A 14,037-nucleotide genomic window follows, 5' to 3' on the forward strand; every position below is an offset into this window, starting at 1 on the left:
CGACGTCCCGGGACGTCGCGGCTGATCCACAGGCCGCGCCGGCGCAGCGTGAGGTCCGGCAGGTCCCAGCGCCACAGATCGAGCTGGTCGTCGTCCGGCTTCTCGAACAGCACCGCGAGGCTGTGTTCGTTGCGGGCGATGCTGAACACCTTCGCGTGGCGGTCCAGTTCGCGCCACACCACCGTCGGCCGGCTCCTGCGCACGTCCAGGAACTCCAGGCCGTCCGGTCCCACGACGATCGCGATGCCGCCGTCGAACGAGCCGACGAACGTCCGGTGGGCGAGCGTGGTCCAGTGGCGGACCTTGCGGGAGGCGAGGTCGAGGTGGTGGACCTCGCAGATGGCGCCACGCCTGCCCACCAGCAGCGCCGATCCGCCGTGGTCGGAGATGACGATCTGGTGCGCGGGCACGTCCCAGCGCGCTCGGGTGCGGCCGTCCTCGGTGACCAGCCGCGTGCCCTGGTCGCCCAGCGCCACCAGGACCGCGCCGCCGCGCAGCGCCACCGCGTCGCGGACCACCAGTTGGGCCGGCATCGCGGGGAAGACGAGGTCCACCACGTCCCGGCGGGGTTTCGGGGCCTTGGGCAGATCGGCGGCGAGCAACGGGTCGGCCGCCTTCTTCAACGCCGGTGGCACCACGGTGCCGTCGCGCACGAACGCCCTGATGGCCGCACTGCCGAGCTCCCGGTCGCCGCCCGACAGGCCGAGCCACGCGTCGACGAAGTGCGCGCGGGACCTGGCGAGCCGGGGGTCGTCGTTGTCCAGCAGGGCGAGCGCCCCCGCGTGCGTGCTGGGGGAGGGCCAGCCGACGACGAGGTGGGCGAACAGCGTGCTGCTCGCCGGGCCGCCGAGTGCCATGCCGGCCTGGATGCTGTCCATCGCCAACGGCCTGGTGGCGTCGTCGGGCCAGGCCGCCGCCACCGCGCCCAGGTGATCGCCCGCTGCCTGCCGGTCGCGCACCCATTCCGCGCGCAGCTCGCGCCCCTCCTCCACGGGCAGCCGGGCGATGACGGCGGCGAACGCACCGCGTGCCCGGGCCACGTCGATCGCGCGCTCCTTGTTCCCGGCCCGCAACCAGAGCCGGACCACGAGGTCCGCCGCGAGACGGCGGCCCTCGGCGAGCTCGGCGGCGTCGGTCCACCTGCCGAGCCGTTCGTACATCGCCGCGGCCGCGGCGGGGTCACCGAGCAGGTCGGCGTGCACGAACGCGGCCTCGTCGTGGCGCCCGAGCCGTTCCAGCTCCTCCGCGGCGGTCCGGTAGAGGCTTTGGAGATGCTGCTGGACCTGGGGCCCGTAGTACGGCCCGGCACCCGGCCCGAGGGCGGTGTTCGGCCGCAACTCGCCGGTGCGCCGCTGCGGCACCCGCAGGCTCAGCCGGCCCTCACCGTCCTGGCCGATGCCGATCGCGTCACGAAGCGCGTTGTGCCAGTCCTTGCGCTCGAACAGTTCCGTGAGCCTGCGCAGGTACCTTTCGTGCTTCGACCGCACCAGACCGCGCAACGGCGTGCGCATCACCAGCCGCACCCAGAAGTTCCCCGGCTCGGTGGGCGCGGCGGTGGCTGCCCCCTCAGTGCCGGCGAACGCCTTCCCCAGGAACGCGAAGCCGACCAGGAACGCGATCAACAGCATCGGCTTGCCGTGGTCAGGGGCCAGTGCGAAGAGCACGAGCGGCACCACGGTGAAAACGCTGACGGCGCCGACGACGACGGTGGCCGTGCCGACGGCCTGCCGGGCGTCGCCGCCGGTGAGCCTGCCGACGTGCTGGGAGGGCGCGCCGATGCCACCGCGGAACCTCAGCTCCGGTGTCTCGGGGACGGTCGACTCGACGAGGGCCGGCGCCGGCTCGTCGTCGGCGGGGGTGAGCTCGTACCGGGTGAGGCCGCTCGTGTCCGTCCACTGTGCACAGTCGAGCGGCTGGAGGCCGTCCGGTATCTCGGTGAGGGGCAGGCCTGGTGCTCGTTCGGCGCGGACCTCCACCGGCTCGGCGAGCGCGACCAGCCACGAACCCGTTGGGGTCACGTAGATGCGGGCGCCGGGCTGCCACAGGTCGAGGACGCGGGTGCGGGCCTCGGTCTCGCCGATGACGCCGACGTCGATGACGAACGCCTTGGCGGTGACGGTGCCCCGGAACGTGGTCACACGTCACCTCGCATGGTCGCGATCCGCTCGCCGCTGATGAGATGCCCGACCTCGATGCGCCCGTCAGCTCGTGGGGCGGCGACCCAGGGTTGCATCGGGTGCACCACGACGGGCGCGCCGGACCAGGCCGTGAGCGTCCGGGTGCGCACCGCGGTCCGCACGCGCAGGATGAGGCCTTCCTGGAAGACGATGCCCGGTCGGTTGTCCTCGAACAGGTGCAGCCCGAGCGGCCGGGCGCCTTCCGGGAGCTCGATGTCGGGGTGGCCGTCGAACCGCCAGCGGTTGCCGTTCCCCGGTCTGGCGACCAACGGCGGCGGCCCGAACAGCACGGGTGTCTTCGACGTGCGCAGGTCGTCCTCGGAATGGTTGCCGGGCGCGACCGCCGCGAACTCCGAGCGCGACGGCCGCGTTCCGGTTTCGAGCGCCCACCAGTTCCAGTCCTCGTCCCACCGGCACAGCAGGGTGCTTCCGGACAGGTGCAGCGGCGCGAGCCCGGTGGCCGCGACCTGTTCCGGGTCAATCCCGAGTTCCTCGGCGGGCACCCGCAGCCTGGACAAGCGCTTGAGCTGGTTGCCGATGACGTGCGGGCGCACCACGCCGTCCTGCTCCACGAGCGTGACGATCCGCTTGTCCACCTGGGCGGCGGCGAGCAGTCGTCCCGGCACGCGGTGGACCTTCTGGGTGCCGCTGAGGACCCGCAGCACCACCAGTTCGCGATCGGAGCCGCCGCGGGCCAGCAACACCTTCTCGGCGCCGGGGAAGGACGGGAACCGCACTGTGCCGCCGCGCTTCTCCTCCTTCGGCGGTGTGCGCAGGTTGCCGCGCAGCAACCGGATGCCGTGCCTCCTGCCGGGCAACGTCAGCTCGGTGGCGAACCCGTTCAGTTCGACGCGCACCGCGGTGGCGCCCTGGTCGTCCCACGCCGACTCGGTCGTGGTGAGGCAGCGCGGTGAGGTCAGCCGGGCACCGCTCAGCAACCACAGGTCGTCGACCGTGTCCGCCCACTTCCGGACGTCGCCCTGGTCCGGCCGGGTGGCGCGGCGGGCGTGGAGGAGCCTCCTGAGATCGGCGGGATGCCACGTGCCCGGTTCGTCGCCGAGCACGCCCAGCAGCAGCTCGGGTTCCCTGCGCCGCAACACGATGAGCGCGGCGAGCTGCACCAGCCGTGCCGCGCCGAGCTGGTCGGGGCCGGCGTCGACGAGGACCGCGGCCTGCCCCTTGCGGTGCGGTTCGACGAACTCCGGGGTGGTGTGGAGGAGCTCACCGGTGGCGGCTCTGCGGAGGAACTCGTGCGGGAAGTGCTCGGCCAGCGCCCACTCGGACACCAGGATGCGCTCGGGTTCACCCTTCAACCCGATGCCGCCGAACCCGTCCGGTTCGCCCCGGTGCGGGTGCGTGGTCGTGGCGGCGTTGATGAACTCGTCGAGGTCCTTGAGCAACGGGCCCAGCGCGGTGGCGAGGTCGAGGTCCATTGTGGACAGCGCGGCGGCCCACGGGCGGAGGGCGTCGGGCAGCGTCACGGTCGCGCCTCGCTCGGGCCGGTCGCGCAGATTCGGCGGCGCGGAATTGTCGGTGTCGTCTGGGAGAATGAAAGCAGGGGGACCCCCTGGAGGGGACCCTCGCTCCGCGCTGCGCTCATGCCAGCAGCTCCGGGTTCGCCGCGCGCTTCGGCGCCGGCCCGGTCAGCACCGCGCCCGGCACCACGGCCAGCACGTCGGCGGGCAGCGCGTGCCGCAACAACCCCGCCGGTGTCGACGGCGCGAGCGTGGTCGGCACCAGCAGCCCGTCGTCCCAGCCGAGATAGGTGGTGCCGTCCGCCCACGGCAGGTCGTCGCCCACCACCAGTGTCCACTCTGGCCCGAACGCCACCCGGAGCTCGGCACCCTCGCGCAGGCGGCGGACGGTGGCAGCGCGCAGTTCCGGCCCGCCCGCCACGGCGGCGGGGGAGAGCGGTGGCTCGCGGCGGGTCCAGGTCAGGGGAGCCGCGGCTGTGGGAGGGAATGGTGGTTCGGGGTGGGTGTGCGTGGCCGTGGGTGGGAGCGGTGGCTCGCGGTGAGGCCAGGACGACGGGCTCACGGCTGCAACGTGGCGATGAGCCGCGCGCGGGTGTCGCGCAGCACGGCGGGCAGGTCCTCGGCGGTGAAGCCCGCGTCGATCTCCCGCAGCGTCGCCTCGACGCGCAGCCGGTCCGGTTCGCCGTCGAGCACCTTCTCCGCGGTGAGCACCAGCCGTTCCGCCCGCGCCTGCGGCCCGCGGGAGAACTCCTCGGCCGCGTGCACGAGGCTCGCGTTGCGCGCCTTGTCGATCAGGTCGCCGAGCACGTCGCGGGCCAGCGCCTGGGTCTCCCGGCTGGGGGCGATCAGCGGCAGCACCCACAGGTCCTCCACCGACGCCGCGGTCCGCCCGTCCAGCACGGCCGCCGCCGCGACCAGCCGCTGCGCTCGCACCACGCGCCGGTCGCTGAGCACGACGCCCGCGTGCCGCAGCCGGCGCACCGCCGTGGCCGCCGCGGGCACCACCGGCCGCAGGTCGACGGCCCGTGCCTGCTCGGTCAGCCGGTCCACCGCGCCCAGTGCCGCGGCGACCGGGCTCTCGGCGGGTGACCAGGCCGTCTCCAGCAGTTCCTCGAGCAGCGCGTCCGCCACCGGGTCGACGAACACCCGCACCAGGAACCGGTCCGCGAACGCCGCGAGCACCGGGTCGTCCGGCAGCGTGTTGGTGGCGCCCACGCACACCCGCAGCGGGCTCGCGAGCCTGGTGGCGCCACGCCGGAACACCCGCTCGTTCAGCAGGCCCAGCAACGTGTTCAGGATCGCCGTCGACCCGAGGAACACCTCGTCCAGGAACGCGACCTCGGCCTCCGGCAGCATGCCCGCGGTCTCGATCTCGACCACGCCGTCCTTGAGCCGGCGCAGGTCCACCGGGCCGAAGAGCTCGTTGGGCTCGGTGAAGCGGCCCAGCACGTACTCGAAGTACGCGCCGCCCAGCTGCCGTGCGACCGCACGCACCGCCGCCGACTTGGCCGTGCCCGGCGCCCCGACCACGAGCGCGTGTTCGCCCGCGACGGCGCACAGCACCACGACCTCGGCGATCAGCTCGCGATCGACCAAACCGGACTGCGCGGCGGCGACAGCCTCCCGGACAGCGGTGACATCCCCAGAGAACACGCGGTGAGGCTAACCGACGAGACCAGCCTCGTACGCCGAAATGACCAGCTGTGCCCGGTCGCGTGCGTGCAGTTTCGCCAGCAGGTTCCCGATGTGCGTCTTCACCGTGCCGGTGCTCACGTGCAGCGCCGCCATGATCTCCGCATTGGACAGTCCGCGCGCGATCAGCAGCAGCACCTCCTTCTCCCGTTCGGTCAGCCGTTCCAGCCCCGAGACGGACGGGGCCGCGGGCCGCCGGACGAACTCGCGGATCAGCCGCCGCGTGACCGACGGCGAGAGCAGCGACTCGCCGGACGCCACCACCCGGATCGCCGCCAGCAGCTCGGCGGGCGGGGTGTCCTTCAGCAGGAAGCCCGAGGCGCCGGCCCGCAGCGCGCCGAACACGTACTCGTCCAGGTCGAACGTCGTCAGCACCAGCACCCGTGGGCCGTCCAGCAGCCGGGTGGCCTCGATGCCGTCCATCTCCGGCATGCGGATGTCCATCAGCACGACGTCCGGCTTCAGCTCCGCGGCCAGCGCGACGGCCTCGGCGCCGGTGCCCGCCTCGCCGACCACGGTGAGATCGGGTTCGTTGTCGACCAGCAGGCGGAAGCTGGCGCGCAGCAACGCCTGGTCGTCGACGATCAGCACCTTGATCATGAGTACGGCAGCTCCGCCGTGACCCGGAATCCGCCGTTCTCGCCCGGTCCCGCGCTGAACGTGCCGTCGTACACGGCCACGCGTTCGCGCATGCCGATCAACCCGTGTCCCACGCCGAGCTCCTTCACCCCAGGTCCGTCGTCGGTCACCTCGATGCGCACCGACGACGACGTCACCTCTACCACCACCGTGCACGAAGCGGGTGCCGCGTGCTTCACGACGTTCGTCAACGCCTCCTGCACGATCCGGTACGCCGACAGCCCGACGCCTTCCGGCACACCGGAACCGCGCACGTCCAACGAGACCCGCACGCCGGCCAGCGAGGCCCGGTCGGCGAGGTCGGCCAGCCCGTCGAGGCCGGGGGAGGGCGCGAGATCGGCGTCGGAGCGCAGCACCCCGAGCAGGCCGCGCATCTCGGTCAGGGCCGCCCGGCTGGTCGACGAGATGACGTCCAGCGCTTCATAGGCGTGCTCGGGTGAACGCACGTGTGCGGCGTTGGCGGCCTGCACGGCGATCAGGGAAAGGTTGTGCGCCACCACGTCGTGCAGCTCGCGGGCGATGCGCAGGCGTTCGTCGGTCAACGCCTGCTCGGCCAGCTGGGCGGTCTCCCTGGCCAGCATCGACCGGCGCATCCGGGTGGTGTACCCGATGGCCCACACCGAGCCCAGCGCGGCGATGGAGACGAGAAAGCTCTCGGGTTCACCGCCGGTGATCCCGGCGAAGGCGACCACGGTGACCACGAGCGCGCCCAGTGACCACACGCGGTCGCGGTCGACCGCCACGGTGTAGAGGCCGAAGCAGACCGCCGCCAGCGGCGCCCCCAACGCGTGCAGGGGCATCACCTGGGTCATGACCAGGAGCACCATGGCCGCGGTGCTCACGCCCAGCGTGGACATCGGCCACCACCTGCGGACCGCGACGGGGACGGCGACGAGCGCGGCGGCGGGCACCGCGATCAAGGCCGACTGGTGCGGGTACGGCTCGATGATCCCGTACCCGGAGATCACCCAGAGCACCAGCGCGGCCGCCGCGTCCACCAGGTAGAGATGCAGTCTTGCGATCACGGCGACGACGTTAACGAGCCCAGGCCCGGCGCGCCTCGGACCACGGTCCGATTCACGAGTTCGGCCCGAGGTCCGATCCGCCGAACGCGAGAACACCCGACGCTCTTCGGCATGATCGAGGTGCGGAACCTGACGAAGAGATACGGGGACACGACGGCGGTCGACGGGCTGTCGTTCACCGTCCACCCCGGACTGGTGACGGGCTTCCTGGGCCCGAACGGCGCCGGCAAGTCCACGACGATGCGCATGATCCTGGGGCTGGACCGGCCTACCGCCGGCGAAGCACTCGTCGGCGGCAGGCGGTACCAGGACCTGGACCACCCGCTGAGGCACGTCGGCGTGCTGCTGGATCCGTCCGCGGTGCACCACGGGCGCAAGGCCCTGGACCACCTGCGCTGGCTCGCCGCGAGCAACGGGATCAGCCAGCGGCGCGCCGTCGAGCTGCTGGAGCAGGTCGGTCTGGGCGGCGTGCGGCACAAGCGGATCAAGACGCTGTCGCTCGGTATGAAGCAACGGCTCGGCGTCGCGGCGGCATTGCTGGGCGACCCGCGGGTGCTGATGTTCGACGAGCCGGTCAACGGCCTGGACCCCGAAGGTGTGCGGTGGATCCGCGACCTCATGCGCGGGCTCGCGAAGGAGGGCCGCACGGTCTTCGTCTCCAGCCACCTGATGAGCGAGATGGCGCTGACCGCCGACCACGTCGTGATCGTCGCAAGAGGACAGCTGGTCCAGGAGACGCCGATGGACACGTTGACGCGCAACGGTTCGCTGGAAGACGCCTACCTGAACCTCACCTCGGGGAGGGGACTGTGAAGAACGCGCTCGCCGCGGAGTGGCTGAAGCTCCGGACCGTCCGCGCGCCGTGGGGTCTGGTCGCGGCCATCGGTTTGATGGTGGCGGCGGGCGCGCTGCTGTCGTGGCTGATCGTCCAGGACTACGACACGTCGTCGGCCGCCGAGCAGGCGAAGTTCGCCTCCGCCGACAGCAGCGTGGTGATCACGCCGGTCGTCCAGTTCCTGGTCGCCGCGCTCGGCGCCCTGGTCGCGACCTCCGACCCGAGGCTCACCGCGCTGACCGCCGTGCCGGACCGGAAACGCTTGCTGGCCGCCAAAACCGCGCTCGTCGCCACCACAGCCGTGGTGATCGGGGCCGTCGCGCTGGCACTGAGCATCGGCACGAGTGCGCTGATCATGGGCGACCGTCCGCCGCCGATCGCTCCCTGGGACGGGCTGGGCGACGTGCTCCCGTGGGCGGGCGCGGGCCTGCTGTCGATCCTGGTGACAGGTCTGGTGGGACTCGGGATCGGGCTCGCGGTGCGATCGACGGCCGTGACGATCGTGGTGGTGGGAGTCCTGCTGTGGGGCCTGCCGGCGATCACGCCGATGCTGCCCGACCCCTGGAACACGGACGCTTCCGGTGTGATGGTCCCGTACCTGGTCTGGGAGGTGGCCGGGGTCGTGCAGGACGCGCCGCTGGGTCCACTGGCCGCCGTCGCCACTTTGCTCGTGTACGTACTGGTGACTCTGGGTGCCGGAACTGTGACTCTTCTGCGACGAGACGCTTGACGCACTCTTGGGGCGGCCTTAAGGTCATCTATACCTTTAATCGGTAAGGAAACTTACCTATCTAATCCGCCGCCAGCAGTCCGAGAGGAGACGCTGAATGGCTTGGCAGAAGTCTGTGGTGGCACTCGCCGCGGCGGTCGTGCTCCCGTTGACCGGTGTGACGGCGGGCAGTTCCGTCGCCGCCTCACCCGCGCTGCCAGTGGGTTCGTCCGCGGCGGTGAACGGCCAGTTGAAGGTGTGCGGTGTGAAGCTGTGCAACCAGGCCGGCCAGCAGGTCCAGCTGCGGGGCATGAGCACGCACGGCATCCAGTGGTACGCCCAGTGCGTCAAGACCGCGTCGCTGGACGCGCTCGCGACCGACTGGAAGGCCGACGTTCTCCGCATCTCGATGTACATCCAGGAAGGTGGCTACGAGAGCAACCCTCGCAAGTTCACCGACATGGTGCACGGCTACATCGAGGAGGCCACCAAGCGCGGCATGTACGCGCTGGTCGACTGGCACCAGCTCTCGCCGGGCGACCCGAACCACAACACCGCGCGCGCCAAGACGTTCTTCAAGGAGATCGCGCAGCGGCACAAGAACAAGACGAACATCATCTACGACATCGCCAACGAGCCGAACGGCGTGTCGTGGGCGAAGGTGAAGTCCTACGCGGAGGCCGTCATCCCGACGATCCGCGCGGAGGACCCGGACAGCCTCGTGCTCGTGGGCACGCACGGCTGGTCGACGTTCGGCCTGTCCGACGGCAAGAACATCAACGAGGTCAGCCAGAACAAGGTCAACGCCTCGAACCTGATGTACACGTTCCACTTCTACGCCAAGGACCACCGCGACAGCTACCTGAAGGCGCTGGACACGGTCTCGAACCAGGTCCCGGTGTTCGTCACCGAGTTCGGTTCGCAGGAGGCGTCGGGCGACGGTCCCAACGACTTCACCATGGCGAACAAGTTCATCAGCCTGATGAACTCGAAGAAGATCTCCTGGACCAACTGGAACTTCTCCGACGACAAGCGCTCCGGCGCGGTGTTCAAGGGCGGTACCTGTGCCGGCAACAGCTTCACCGGTGAGGGCCCGCTGAAGGACGCCGGCAAGTGGGTGCGCAACCACATCAGGGCGAATCGCTAAGCAGGCTGCCGGAAGTTGTGTCCGTTACTCGTCTGGCGCTCTGCCCTGGGTTCTCATGGCGTCTGCAAGTACCACCAACTCAACATCAACAGGCTTGTTTCTACACCCAACAGGGGTCGCTTCCCTCTGAGAACACCGCAGCGGCTCGACAGGCGGCGACGAGATCGGGTGTAGTTGACGGCGATTCGATCAAGAGTTGGTGGTACTTGCAGGTGTGGGCACCCAGCGAGGCCAGAGGTTTCGGATACCACTTTCGGCCAGGTGCTTAGACCGACCCCGGCGGGTCACGTGAGCGGCGGTCCCGCGGGGCCGCCGTTTACCGTTGTCGGCATGGCACAACTCGCTCTCGGTCTCGCGTCACTCGGTCGTCCCGCGTACATCAACCTCGGCCGCGAGGACGCGTTGCCCGAGGTGCGGGACGTCGACTCGATGCGCTCACAGTGCCACCGCGTCCTCGACACCGCCTACGAGCTGGGCGTTCGCTGGGTCGACGCGGCGCGCTCGTACGGGTTGTCCGAGGACTTCCTGTCGTCGTGGCTGCCCGGTCATGACGACGTGACGATCTCCAGCAAGTGGGGTTACGCCTACACCGCGGACTGGCGGCCCGACGCCGAGGTGCACGAGGTGAAGGAACACTCACTCGCCCGCTTCACCCAGCAGTGGCGGGAAACCTCGGCCTTGCTGCCGCGCGTCGATCTCTACCAGGTGCACTCGCTGACCGCCGACAGCCCGCTGTTCTCCGACCGCGCGTTGCTGGACGCGATGGTCGCGATCGGCGTCCCGCTGGGCTTCTCCACCTCCGGTCCGCGCCAGGCCGACGCGATCCGCAAGGCGGTGGACCTCGGCGTCTTCGGGTCTGTCCAGTCCACTTGGAACCTGCTGGAGACCTCGGCCGGTGACGCGCTGCGGGAGGCGCACGACGCCGGACTGCGCGTGATCATCAAGGAGGGCGTGGCCAACGGCCGACTCGTCGTCGAGCCGCCGCAAGCGGTTGCGGCACAGGCGAACGCGCTGGGCGTCGGGCCGGACGCGGTCGCGCTGGCGGCGATCGCGCGGCAACCGTGGGTGGACGTGGTGCTGTCCGGCGCGGCGAGCCCGGAGCAGCTCAGGTCCAATGTGGACGCGCTGCGGATCGACGTCGACCTGCCGGACCTCGCGGAGCCCGCCGAGCAGTACTGGAAAATCCGTGCCGGTCTGAGCTGGAACTAGTTACGGTGACGCCCGTGAGCGATCAACCCGTCGAGGCCTTCGAACCCCCTTACTACGTGTCTGTTTTCACGTCGGTGCGAACCGAGGACCAGACCGGCTACGCCGAAACCGCCGCACGCATGGAAGAACTGGTGCGGGACATCCCCGGCTACCTGGGGATGGAGCACGCGCAGACCCCGGGCGGGCTCGGCATCACCGTCGGCTACTTCCGCGACGTCGACGCGCTCAAGCAGTGGCGGGCCGACGCCGAACACAGCGCGGCCCGGCAGCGCGGGCGCGACCAGTGGTACCAGCACTACACGCTGCACATCGCGAAGGTGGAGCGCAGCTACGGGTTCACGAAGGCCTAGATGTCCGGGTTCTGACAGATGTCACGGTGAAGCCGTGTAGAACATCGCTACCAGCGCAAACGCTGCACGATCAGCATTGTCGGCATGACAAAGCGAACAGTGACCGACCCCGACGCCCGCGAGAAGCTGCACATCGCCAAGGTGCTGCTCGGCGGCTACGCGGTGGTGAGCGTGCTGACACTGCTGGCGATCGTGGTGTTCAGCGGCAACCCCGGCATCGTCACCGACGCGGTGTGGATCCGCGGCTCGATCCTCGCGGTCGCCTCGCTGGTCACGTTCGCCCTCGGGGCGTCCATGGCCGGCGGGTCGCGCGGCAACTACCGCCGGGTGCGGATCATCGCGCTGGCCCAGGTGGTCGCGATCGTGGTGATCGAGGCGATCCCCGGCTCCTTCCCGGTCTGGTTCAAGATCGCGAACGGGATGTGCGGCACGCTGTTGATCATCGTCGTCCTGCTGACGTCCGCCCGCAGCGTGCGCGCCGCCTTCGCGTCCTAATACGGTTCTCGACGTGGACGAACCGCGCGGCGTGGACGAGCGGCGCCGGCTGCTGCTCTCCCTGGGCATGCTCTGCTACCCGTTCCTGGCGGCCGCGGGCGTCGGCCAGTACGCGCACGGCGCCGGCCTGGTCACCGGCTACCTGCTGCTGGTGGCCGTGTCCGCCTGCTACCTCGGCGTCGTGGTGGCCTCGATGCGGTCGGCGTGGCGGCTCCACTGGTGGCTGGTGGCGCTGATGACGGTGCTGGCCGTGCTGCTCGTCCCGCTGGCCCACGAGATGGTGCTGATCCTCGCCGCGGTGATCGTGCCGTCGGCGGCGGCGCGGGTCGGTGCCTGGACGGCGGCGGCCCTCGTGGTGCTGGGTGCCACGACGTGCGTCGTCGTGCCGATGGTGGTGCCCGGCTGGAGCACCGACGGCAGCTGGTACTTCGCGGTGGCCGTCGTGTTCACCACGCTGCTGGTGCTCGCCTTCAGCCGCACCGCCACGGCCAACCAGCAGCTGCGCGAGGCCAGGGCGGAGGTGGCCAGGCTGGCGTCGGAGGCCGAGCGCAACCGGATCGCCCGCGACCTGCACGACCTGCTCGGCCACTCGCTCACCGCGATCACCGTGAAGAGCGCCCTGGCACGCAGGCTGGAACCTCCCGCCGCGCGGGCCGAGATGGAGTCGGTCGAGCAACTGGCCCGGCAGGCGCTGTCCGACGTGCGGGCCGCGGTGTCCGGGTACCAGGACGTCACGCTCGCCGGTGAGCTCGCCAGAGGCCGCGAACTGTTGCGGGCGGCCGGGGTCGCCGCCGACCTGCCCACCGCCTGCGAGGTGGTGCCGCCGCAACGCAGGGAACTGTTCGGCTGGGTCGTCCGGGAAGGGGTGACGAACGTCGTGCGGCACGCTCGGGCCGGACGGTGCACGGTGGAACTCACCGCGTCCACAGTGGAGGTGCGCGACGACGGCGTGGGCGGTCCGGCGGGTGCCGGGTCCGGTTTGGACGGTCTGCGGGCGCGGGTGACGGCGGTTGGGGGAGTGTTGACCGTAGGTGCGTTGCAGCCGCGTGGGTGGTCGTTGCGGGTGGAGGTGGCGGTATGACGATCCGGTTGCTGCTCGCCGACGACCAGGAGCTGATCCGGCACGCGCTCGGCGTCCTGCTCGACCTCGAACCGGACTTCGAGGTGGTGGCCTCGGTCGGCCGCGGCGACGAGGTCACGGCCGCGGCGCTGGAGCACCGGCCGGACGTGGCGCTGCTGGACATCGACATGCCGGGGCTGGACGGGCTCGCGGCCGCCGCGGTGCTCACCGCGCAGGTGCCCGGCTGCCGCGTGGTCATCCTGACCACCTTCGGCCGCACCGGTTACCTGCGCCGGGCCATGGAGGCCGGCGCGGTCGGGTTCGTCGTGAAGGACGCGCCCGCCGACGCGCTCGCGGACGCCGTGCGGCGGGTGATGGCCGGCGAGCGCGTGGTGGATCCGGCACTGGCCGCGGCGACGCTGGCGGCGGGCGAGTCGCCGCTCACCGCCCGCGAACGCGACGTGCTCATCGCGGCCCGGTCCAGTGCCACCGTGGCCGAGATCGCGGCCCGGCTGTACCTCGCCGAGGGCACCGTGCGGAACTACCTGTCCGGGGCGACCACCAAGACCGGCACCCGCAACCGGACGGAGGCCCTGCGGGTGGCCGACGAGCGCGGCTGGCTTTAACTGGAACCGGTGCGGCGCAACCACTCCCGGCCGATCGCCCGGCCGTCCGGCACGAGCGGCCAGCCAGGATCGTCGATCTTGCCGCGCAGCTCGTCCAGGTCCATCCACCCGCCCCAGGCGACCTCCTCGGGCTGGTGGGTGAACGGCCCGTCGGAGTGCGTCTCGTACACCCACGCGTGATAGCGGGTCTGCTCGTCGACGTAGGTGGTCTGGAAGAGGAAGGTCAAGGGCGTGTCGACCCCCAGCTCCTCGTCGAGTTCGCGCCGGGCCGCGGTGTCGGGCGTCTCGCCCGCGTCGATCACGCCGCCGGCCGTGTAGTCGTAGAGGCCCGGGAAGATGTCCTTGGTGTCGGTGCGGCGGTGCACGTAGATCCGTTCGCCGTCAGTCGAGTGCACCAGGGTGAGGACGCAGCCGTGCCAGAGGTTCTCGGCGCGCATGCGTTCCCGCGAGACCGTGCCGATCACGTTCGCGTCCTCGTCGTAGAGGTTGATCATCCCGGGATCCTCCTGTGGTCGTACGTCAGCTTGCTACCCCAGTCCGACGCCCGCTGATCGTCTCCCTTCCTACCTTCGTGAACGTCAGACGTCACCGAGGAGGA

The 14,037-nt window shown here is 70.8% G+C and carries 14 protein-coding genes and 1 pseudogene; 8 read left to right on the forward strand and 7 right to left on the reverse strand.

Features of this window, described 5'->3' with window-relative positions; translation table 11 throughout:
- The 6 genes from B0F77_RS33210 to B0F77_RS33235 form a co-directional block, all read right to left on the reverse strand.
- Window positions 1–2,138 (reverse strand): bpX6 domain-containing protein (locus B0F77_RS33210; RefSeq protein WP_086666980.1); only part of this gene is annotated, 2,138 nt, incomplete at its 3' end.
- Window positions 2,135–3,658: a hypothetical protein gene (locus tag B0F77_RS33215; RefSeq protein WP_086666981.1), complete on the reverse strand. Its 1,524-nt coding sequence runs from the start codon at window positions 3,656–3,658 to the stop codon at window positions 2,135–2,137. The genes B0F77_RS33215 and B0F77_RS33210, both read right to left, overlap by 4 nt.
- 115 nt (window positions 3,659–3,773) lie before the next feature.
- On the reverse strand, window positions 3,774–4,214 hold the full coding sequence (locus B0F77_RS33220; RefSeq protein ID WP_143467012.1) for a bpX5 domain-containing protein: 441 nt from the start codon (window positions 4,212–4,214) through the stop codon (window positions 3,774–3,776).
- A complete protein-coding gene (locus B0F77_RS33225; RefSeq protein WP_086666983.1) occupies window positions 4,211–5,305 on the reverse strand; it encodes an AAA family ATPase in 1,095 nt (364 codons plus the stop codon). The genes B0F77_RS33220 and B0F77_RS33225 overlap by 4 nt, the downstream gene beginning before the upstream one ends.
- Before the next feature lie 9 nt (window positions 5,306–5,314).
- Window positions 5,315–5,944, reverse strand: coding sequence for a response regulator (locus B0F77_RS33230; RefSeq protein ID WP_086666984.1), 630 nt, complete (start codon window positions 5,942–5,944; stop codon window positions 5,315–5,317).
- Window positions 5,941–7,008, reverse strand: a complete 1,068-nt coding sequence (locus tag B0F77_RS33235) for a sensor histidine kinase (protein ID WP_086666985.1) — start codon at window positions 7,006–7,008, stop codon at window positions 5,941–5,943. Before B0F77_RS33235 ends, B0F77_RS33230 begins: the two co-directional genes overlap by 4 nt.
- 111 nt (window positions 7,009–7,119) lie before the next feature.
- Between B0F77_RS33235 and B0F77_RS33240 the strand changes: the two are divergent.
- The 8 genes and pseudogenes from B0F77_RS33240 to B0F77_RS33275 form a co-directional block, all read left to right on the forward strand.
- Window positions 7,120–7,767: pseudogene (locus B0F77_RS33240) on the forward strand (ABC transporter ATP-binding protein); the annotation flags it as partial.
- Window positions 7,768–7,817: 50 nt separating this feature from the next.
- A complete protein-coding gene (locus tag B0F77_RS33245; RefSeq protein ID WP_086666987.1) occupies window positions 7,818–8,573 on the forward strand; it encodes a hypothetical protein in 756 nt (251 codons plus the stop codon).
- A gap of 97 nt (window positions 8,574–8,670) precedes the next feature.
- Window positions 8,671–9,699, forward strand: coding sequence for a glycoside hydrolase family 5 protein (locus B0F77_RS33250; RefSeq protein WP_086666988.1), 1,029 nt, complete (start codon window positions 8,671–8,673; stop codon window positions 9,697–9,699).
- Window positions 9,700–10,029: 330 nt separating this feature from the next.
- Window positions 10,030–10,908: an aldo/keto reductase gene (locus B0F77_RS33255; protein WP_086666989.1), complete on the forward strand. Its 879-nt coding sequence runs from the start codon at window positions 10,030–10,032 to the stop codon at window positions 10,906–10,908.
- A gap of 14 nt (window positions 10,909–10,922) precedes the next feature.
- On the forward strand, window positions 10,923–11,258 hold the full coding sequence (locus B0F77_RS33260) for an antibiotic biosynthesis monooxygenase family protein (protein ID WP_211294174.1): 336 nt from the start codon (window positions 10,923–10,925) through the stop codon (window positions 11,256–11,258).
- 84 nt (window positions 11,259–11,342) lie between these two features.
- Window positions 11,343–11,753 carry a hypothetical protein gene (locus B0F77_RS33265; RefSeq protein ID WP_086666991.1) on the forward strand — a complete coding sequence of 137 codons (411 nt, stop codon included), beginning with the start codon at window positions 11,343–11,345 and terminating at the stop codon, window positions 11,751–11,753.
- 13 nt (window positions 11,754–11,766) lie between these two features.
- Window positions 11,767–12,834: a sensor histidine kinase gene (locus B0F77_RS33270; RefSeq protein WP_086666992.1), complete on the forward strand. Its 1,068-nt coding sequence runs from the start codon at window positions 11,767–11,769 to the stop codon at window positions 12,832–12,834.
- Window positions 12,831–13,439 carry a response regulator transcription factor gene (locus tag B0F77_RS33275; RefSeq protein ID WP_086666993.1) on the forward strand — a complete coding sequence of 203 codons (609 nt, stop codon included), beginning with the start codon at window positions 12,831–12,833 and terminating at the stop codon, window positions 13,437–13,439. Before B0F77_RS33270 ends, B0F77_RS33275 begins: the two co-directional genes overlap by 4 nt.
- Here the strand turns inward: B0F77_RS33275 and B0F77_RS33280 are convergent.
- Window positions 13,436–13,933 carry an NUDIX hydrolase gene (locus B0F77_RS33280; protein ID WP_086666994.1) on the reverse strand — a complete coding sequence of 166 codons (498 nt, stop codon included), beginning with the start codon at window positions 13,931–13,933 and terminating at the stop codon, window positions 13,436–13,438. The two genes, B0F77_RS33275 and B0F77_RS33280, sit on opposite strands and share 4 nt — an antisense overlap.
- Between the last annotated feature and the right edge of the window lie 104 nt (window positions 13,934–14,037).

The sequence above is a fragment of the Lentzea kentuckyensis genome (assembly GCF_002150765.1).
GTDB classification, from domain to species: domain Bacteria; phylum Actinomycetota; class Actinomycetes; order Mycobacteriales; family Pseudonocardiaceae; genus Lentzea; species Lentzea kentuckyensis.